Annotated in this window: 4 protein-coding genes, 1 tRNA gene and 2 rRNA genes (1 of these 7 only partly in view); 3 read left to right on the forward strand and 4 right to left on the reverse strand. The window is 56.1% G+C overall.

Annotation, left to right across the window (positions count from 1 at the left end; genetic code table 11):
- Window positions 1-51: 51 nt before the first annotated feature.
- Entirely contained in the window at window positions 52-1,101 is a 1,050-nt protein-coding gene (locus ACO6TG_RS12135) for an ABC transporter ATP-binding protein (RefSeq protein ID WP_422378410.1), read from the reverse strand.
- Between the two features lie 149 nt (window positions 1,102-1,250).
- Here ACO6TG_RS12135 and ACO6TG_RS12140 point away from each other — a divergent pair, with 149 nt between their 5' ends.
- From ACO6TG_RS12140 to ACO6TG_RS12150, 3 genes are all read left to right on the forward strand, one after another.
- Window positions 1,251-2,234, forward strand: coding sequence for an ester cyclase (locus ACO6TG_RS12140; RefSeq protein ID WP_422378411.1), 984 nt, complete (start codon window positions 1,251-1,253; stop codon window positions 2,232-2,234).
- Window positions 2,235-2,499: 265 nt separating this feature from the next.
- Window positions 2,500-2,943: an AAA family ATPase gene (locus ACO6TG_RS12145; protein WP_422378412.1), complete on the forward strand. Its 444-nt coding sequence runs from the start codon at window positions 2,500-2,502 to the stop codon at window positions 2,941-2,943.
- The gene (locus tag ACO6TG_RS12150) at window positions 2,933-3,694 is read left to right on the forward strand and encodes a tRNA(His) guanylyltransferase Thg1 family protein (protein ID WP_422378413.1); all 762 of its coding nucleotides are present in this window, start codon (window positions 2,933-2,935) and stop codon (window positions 3,692-3,694) included. Before ACO6TG_RS12145 ends, ACO6TG_RS12150 begins: the two co-directional genes overlap by 11 nt.
- Window positions 3,695-3,928: 234 nt before the next feature.
- Here the strand turns inward: ACO6TG_RS12150 and ACO6TG_RS12155 are convergent.
- The 3 genes from ACO6TG_RS12155 to ACO6TG_RS12165 form a co-directional block, all read right to left on the reverse strand.
- Window positions 3,929-4,005, reverse strand: a tRNA-Met gene (locus ACO6TG_RS12155).
- A gap of 305 nt (window positions 4,006-4,310) precedes the next feature.
- Window positions 4,311-4,425, reverse strand: a 5S ribosomal RNA gene (rrf, locus tag ACO6TG_RS12160).
- A gap of 179 nt (window positions 4,426-4,604) precedes the next feature.
- A 23S ribosomal RNA gene (locus ACO6TG_RS12165) occupies window positions 4,605-6,170 on the reverse strand; it runs 1,155 nt beyond the window's last position.

Below are 6,170 nucleotides of genomic sequence, written 5' to 3' on the forward strand. Positions count from 1 at the left end.
GCATCTAAATGTCCCCGTTTGACGACCCCGGAGACGATTATCTCTTTCCCATTACCCCTCGATCCGTGCACCTGTCTGGCCGTCAAACAAGTGCAGGTGATCAGATGGCACCGAGATCGACACTATGTCGTCAATCTCGGCCCTGTAGTTCTTGTCTGCGCGTACGCTGATCAGCGTCCCTCCAATGCGCACGGACACCATTGTGGCATCCCCCAACAGTTCGAGTGTGTAGATGGGTGCGTTGATCTGCCCCCCGCTTTCGACCACAGAAGCGTCTTCGGCGCGGAACCCAAGGGTCAGCGGTCCATTGGGTGCGGACAGCTCGGCAAACTCGACATTTTTTGCGTGAAAGCTGCCACCTGATGAAGTGCCTTCGATCAGATTCATCGCCGGACTGCCGATGAACCCGGCGACAAAGGTGTTGGCCGGGCGGTCATAGATTTCCGTCGGGCTGCCAACCTGCTGAACAACACCCTTCTTCATGACAACAACCCGGTCGGCCAGCGTCATCGCTTCGATCTGGTCGTGTGTCACATAGATGGTGGTCACGGCGAGCTCATGACTCAAATTCTTGATCTGTGCACGGGTCGACACCCGAAGCTTCGCATCCAGGTTGGACAGCGGTTCATCCATCAAAAAGACATTGGGTTGACGCACGATCGCACGGGCAAGAGCCACGCGCTGACGCTGTCCGCCAGAGAGTTCAGCCGGTTTGCGATGCAAAAATTCATCCAGTTCAACCATCGCGCTTGCCCGTTTGACGCGCTCATCATGGCTCTTCGGATCGATGCCCCTGACTTTCAGCGGAAAGCGAATATTGTCGTAGACATTCATGTTCGGATAGAGCGCGTAGCTCTGGAACACCATGGCGACGTCACGGTCTTTGGGTTCGAGCGAATTGACCACTTTACCGTCAATTAGAATTTCACCGTCTGTGGGATCTTCCAGACCGGCGACCATCCGCATGGTTGTGGTTTTTCCGCAGCCAGACGGGCCCAGGAGAACGAGGAATTCACGATCGGCAATGGTCAGGTTGAAATCGTCGACACCGACAAATCCACCCCATCGTTTCGACACGTTTTTCAGCTGGATTTCAGCCACAGCGTCCCCTCCTCATTCGTCCGCCGGCTAAGTTTGCATTCCTATGCAAAATAGCTAGACACAGAGATAAGACTTTGGCAATAATTTTTTGCATACGAATGCAAAATAGTGCCTAGGCACCACTTCCGACTTTCATGCTAGGGTTTTCCATGTCCGATTTCAGGCAAGTACCGCACAGCTTTCTCAACGCGATATTCACATCCCGATCCGGTGACGAGAAGGACCTGTTTTCCAGGCACTTGCGCGACGACGTGATTTTTGACGTCGCTTACCCTCTCAATCGGCTTCAGGGCCGGGACGCGGTCGTCGAAGAGTTCTACACCCCCCTGAAGCGCGCCCTCACCAACACCCGCCGCCGGGACGAAATTTTCATCGGCGGCCCCAACCGCCGGGCCCCGGGTGGACACTGGGTGGCCAGCGTCACGCACTATCTCGGAAATTTCGATGAGCCGCTTTTTGGTGTGAAACCGTCCGGTCATCTCGCCTTCCTGCGGTCCGGGGAATTCTACCGGATCGAACCGGACGGCCGGATCTCTGAAGCCAAGATCATCATCGATCTTCTTGACTTGATGCGGCAGGCCGGGCGCTTTCCCTTGCCGCACATGCTTGGAACGGAAATGCTGTTTCCGGGCCCGGCAACCCATGACGGTGTCTTGCCGAAGGATCGGGCAGACGGTGAAAAGACGCTCGATCTCTGTGAAGCCATGCTCGCAGACCTCAAGGCTTTTGACCCTGAAACCTTCACCTCGAAAGGGCAAACCGGCGACGACGGCTATTGGCATGACGACATGCTCTGGTACGGCCCGGGAGGCATCGGCTCCAACTACCGCTGGAGTGGATTCGAAAAAGACCACCGTGCCGCATTCCTAACCGCGTTTCCGGACCGCGTCGGCGGCGATCACTACTGCCGGATCGGCGATGGCAACTATGCGGCCGTCAGCGGCTGGCCCTCCATGACCATGACCCACAGAGGCGACTACCTGGGTGTTCCGGCAACCGGCAAGTCCCTGACGCTACGCGTCATGGATTTCTATCGCTGTGCCAACACCAAGATCATGGAGAACTGGGTGATGCTCGACTATCTGGACCTCTTCCGCCAGATGGGACGCGATCTGATTGCCGAACAGGATTGAGCAAACAGGGAACTCGGCCTGTCCTCACCGGAGATCTGGATCGTTTCGTCTCCGCCCCGAAGGCCCGAACCTCATAGGCCGTGTGTTTCGCCCCCTATCATAACGGCTGACACGCACCTTTCTTCGTTCTGCCAACAGCGCCAGGACTAGCCTCCTGATTGGGAAACGCTTATGAGCTGAGAGGCAGCGACGGCACAGGCGCCTGGCTGTGTACCTTATACCGCGACCCAAAGGGCCGTGGCACGAACTCGAGGCGTCTTTCGAGATGGAAATGATTGTTTTTATTGGCCTTCAGGGAAGCGGGAAGTCCAGTTTCTATCAGCAAATGTTTTCTGGCAGCCATGTTCGGCTGAACCTGGACATGCTCAAGACAAGACGCCGCGAACAGGCACTTTTTGAGACCTGCCTTGAAGTTGGCCAGCGGTTCGTGGTCGACAACACCAATCCTGCTCCAGAAGATCGTCTGCGCTACCTCGTCCCGGCGACCGCAGCCCGATTTCGAAGCCTTGCTTACTATTTCAATGTGCCGCTGGAGACATGCCTGGAACGCAACGCGGGCAGAACGGGCAAATCGCGCATCCCGGACAAGGGTATCCTCGCGACTGCCAGAAAACTCACGGCACCTCGACTGGACGAAGGCTTCAGCGAGATCTACGTCGTTGACGCTGAGGGGCATGCGGTGAAACAGGGGCAAACCGATGCGATTTGATGTCTTTGATCAGAAGATGCGCCGGTTTGAGAACAGTCTTGACCAGCCTGTCCCAGATTCCGACTGGATTGTTCTTAGACTGGATGGCCGCGGTTTCACACGTCTGACCAAGGACCTGATCGATTTTGACAAGCCGTTTGACCTCAGGTTTCACCGCGCCATGCAGGCCACTTGTGAACATCTGATGGCGGCCGGACCAAATTTCAAACTTTGTTATACTCAGAGCGACGAAATTTCCCTGCTGATGAAAGGTACAGACGTGCCCTTCGCCGGCAAGACCCGAAAGCTGAACTCCGTGCATGCAGGTGAGGCCAGCGCCTGCTTTTCGCTGAAGCTCGGTCGTCCCTGTGCCTTTGACTGCAGGGTAATTCCACTGCCTGAAACCGAAGACGCAATCGATTATTTCCGCTGGCGCCAGGAAGACGCCAGACGGAATAGCCTGACAGCTTTCTGCTATTGGCACCTGAGAAGTCTCGACCTCTCCCCCAATGCAGCCGATGAGCAAATGAACGGCATGTCGACGGCACAAAAACTGGACCTGTTGAACCAGCACGGTATCGACTATGCCAACCAGCCAGGCTGGATGCGGATCGGGGCGTTCCTTACCCGCGAATCTATTAAGACCCTCGGCATGGATCCTCGCAGCGGTACAACCAGCACCGCGCTGCGCAACAGACTGGTCTGGCTTGAGCACACGCCGGAAGGCCAGGCTGTTGCGAACCTGGTAGCCGATACCTGCAACGACGCCTGAGTTTCAGAGCGTTTCCCCCTTGCAACAAATAACCCGGCTTTTGGCCGGGTTATTTGTTGGTTGCGGGAGCAGGGTTTTATGTTCGCGTTGCTCCATTGCGCCTTCGGGCTTCGCCCTTGTCGTGAACCGGCAAACGGGCCTTTTTGGCCCGTTTTGCCAGGTCCGCTTCGTGTTTTTCGCTGAGCGAATACGACAACAGCCCCACCCCTGACGGGATGAGGCTGTTGTCGAATTTGGTTGCGGGAGCAGGATTTGAACCTGCGACCTTCAGGTTATGAGCCTGACGAGCTACCGGGCTGCTCCATCCCGCGTTATTTTTTGGTTCCGGGTTACCGAAGTATCCTCGGTGGGCTTTTTTTTGCCCGGACATTTTTGTTTTGCGCGTCCTCGATCCTTCGGATCTGCGGGCGTCGCGTGGGCTGCTCCATGTGGGGCACACCCATCATTTCGGGTTGACCGGAAGACTGCGCTGATATGGGACAAGAGATCCGGAGCGCAGCGGAGGCAAGGCCAAGTGGCCGCCGGCCGGTCAGGCCGCCCCCGCGGAGCGCAGCCCAAAGGGCGGTACGCGCGTGAGCGACAGACAAATTGAAGAGATTCAAACTGCGATTTGCAGGCCTGGCGGCGACCTACTCTCCCACACCTTAAGATGCAGTACCATTGGCGCTGGGGAGTTTCACGGCCGAGTTCGGGATGGGATCGGGTGGGGGCTCCCCGCAGTGGCCACCAGGCCGGCGAAGCGCAGTTTGTTTTCGTGAACTGGTCTTGTTTGGTTTTGATTATCTTAAACGCGCTCAAGTAGTCCAAAGGACGATAGCGCACTTAAAATGATCTGGGATTGTACGGCAGGGCCAAACCGAAGGTTTGGCGGATATGCCGGACGATTTCAGATGAACATTGATTAATGAGAGCGATCAAGCCGAACGAGCTATTAGTAAAGCTAAGCTTCATGTGTTGCCACACTTCCACACGCTTCCTATCGACGTGGTGGTCTTCCACGGCTCTTCAGGGAGAACTGGTTTTGAGGTGGGTTTCCCGCTTAGATGCTTTCAGCGGTTATCCCTTCCGTACATAGCTACCCTGCAATGCGGCTGGCGCCACAACAGGTCCACCAGAGGTACGTCCATCCCGGTCCTCTCGTACTAGGGACAGATCCTCTCAATTCTCCTACACCCACGGCAGATAGGGACCGAACTGTCTCGCGACGTTCTGAACCCAACTCACGTACCACTTTAATTGGCGAACAGCCAAACCCTTGGGACCTGCTCCAGCCCCAGGATGTGATGAGTCGACATCGAGGTGCCAAACAATGCCGTCGATATGGACTCTTGGGCATCATCAGCCTGTTATCCCCGGCGTACCTTTTATCCGTTGAGCGATGGCCCTTCCACGAGGGACCACCGGATCACTATGGCCGTCTTTCGACTCTGCTCGACTTGTCAGTCTCGCAGTCAGGCAGGCTTATGCCATTGCACTCAACGAGCGATTTCCGACCGCTCTGAGCCCACCTTCGCGCGCCTCCGTTACCATTTGGGAGGCGACCGCCCCAGTCAAACTACCCGCCACACACGGTCCCGGATATTGTTGTACCGCGGTTAGATATCCATGACGACAAGGGTGGTATTTCAAGGGTGACTCCACAAGAGCTGGCGCCCTTGCTTCGACGTCTACCACCTATCCTACACATGTCGTGACGAATACCAGTGTGAAGCTGTAGTAAAGGTGCACGGGGTCTTTCCGTCTGACCGCAGGAACCCCGCATCTTCACGGGGAATTCAATTTCACTGAGTCTATGCTGGAGACAGCGGGGAAGTCGTTACGCCATTCGTGCAGGTCGGAACTTACCCGACAAGGAATTTCGCTACCTTAGGACCGTTATAGTTACGGCCGCCGTTTACTGGGGCTTCAATTCGGTGCTTGCACACCTCCTCTTAACCTTCCAGCACCGGGCAGGCGTCAGACCCTATACGTCGTCTTGCGACTTCGCAGAGCCCTGTGTTTTTGATAAACAGTCGCCACCCCCTGGTCTGTGCCACCCCAATCCGGTTGCCCGAACTGAGGTCTCCCTTCTCGCGAACTTACGGGAGCATTTTGCCGAGTTCCTTCAGCATAGTTCTCTCAAGCGCCTTGGTATGCTCTACCAGTCCACCTGTGTCGGTTTCGGGTACGGTTTATACGGTGGAGCTATTTCCTGGAACACCTTCGCTGCACCCCCAATCCAATAAGGAGATACAACACACGGCATCCGTCACTACCACCAAGCTGCAGAATATTAACTGCATTCCCATCGACTACGCCTTTCGGCCTCGCCTTAGGGGCCGGCTAACCCTGCGCCGATTAGCGTTGCGCAGGAACCCTTGGACTTTCGGCGAGCGGGTCTCTCACCCGCTTTATCGTTACTCATGTCAGCATTCGCACTTCTGATATCTCCAGGACCCCTCACGGGTATCCCTTCGCAGACTTACAGAACGCTCCG

This window comes from Roseibium sp. (assembly GCF_965233565.1).
GTDB lineage: Bacteria > Pseudomonadota > Alphaproteobacteria > Rhizobiales > Stappiaceae > Roseibium.

What these genes read in the sequence shown, in the direction of transcription:
- ACO6TG_RS12140 (WP_422378411.1), top strand. Translation starts at nt 1,251, where the DNA reads ATGTCCGATTTCAGGCAAGTACCGCACAGCTTTCTCAACGCGATATTC.
- ACO6TG_RS12145 (WP_422378412.1), top strand. Translation starts at nt 2,500, where the DNA reads ATGGAAATGATTGTTTTTATTGGCCTTCAGGGAAGCGGGAAGTCCAGT.
- ACO6TG_RS12150 (WP_422378413.1), top strand. Translation starts at nt 2,933, where the DNA reads ATGCGATTTGATGTCTTTGATCAGAAGATGCGCCGGTTTGAGAACAGT.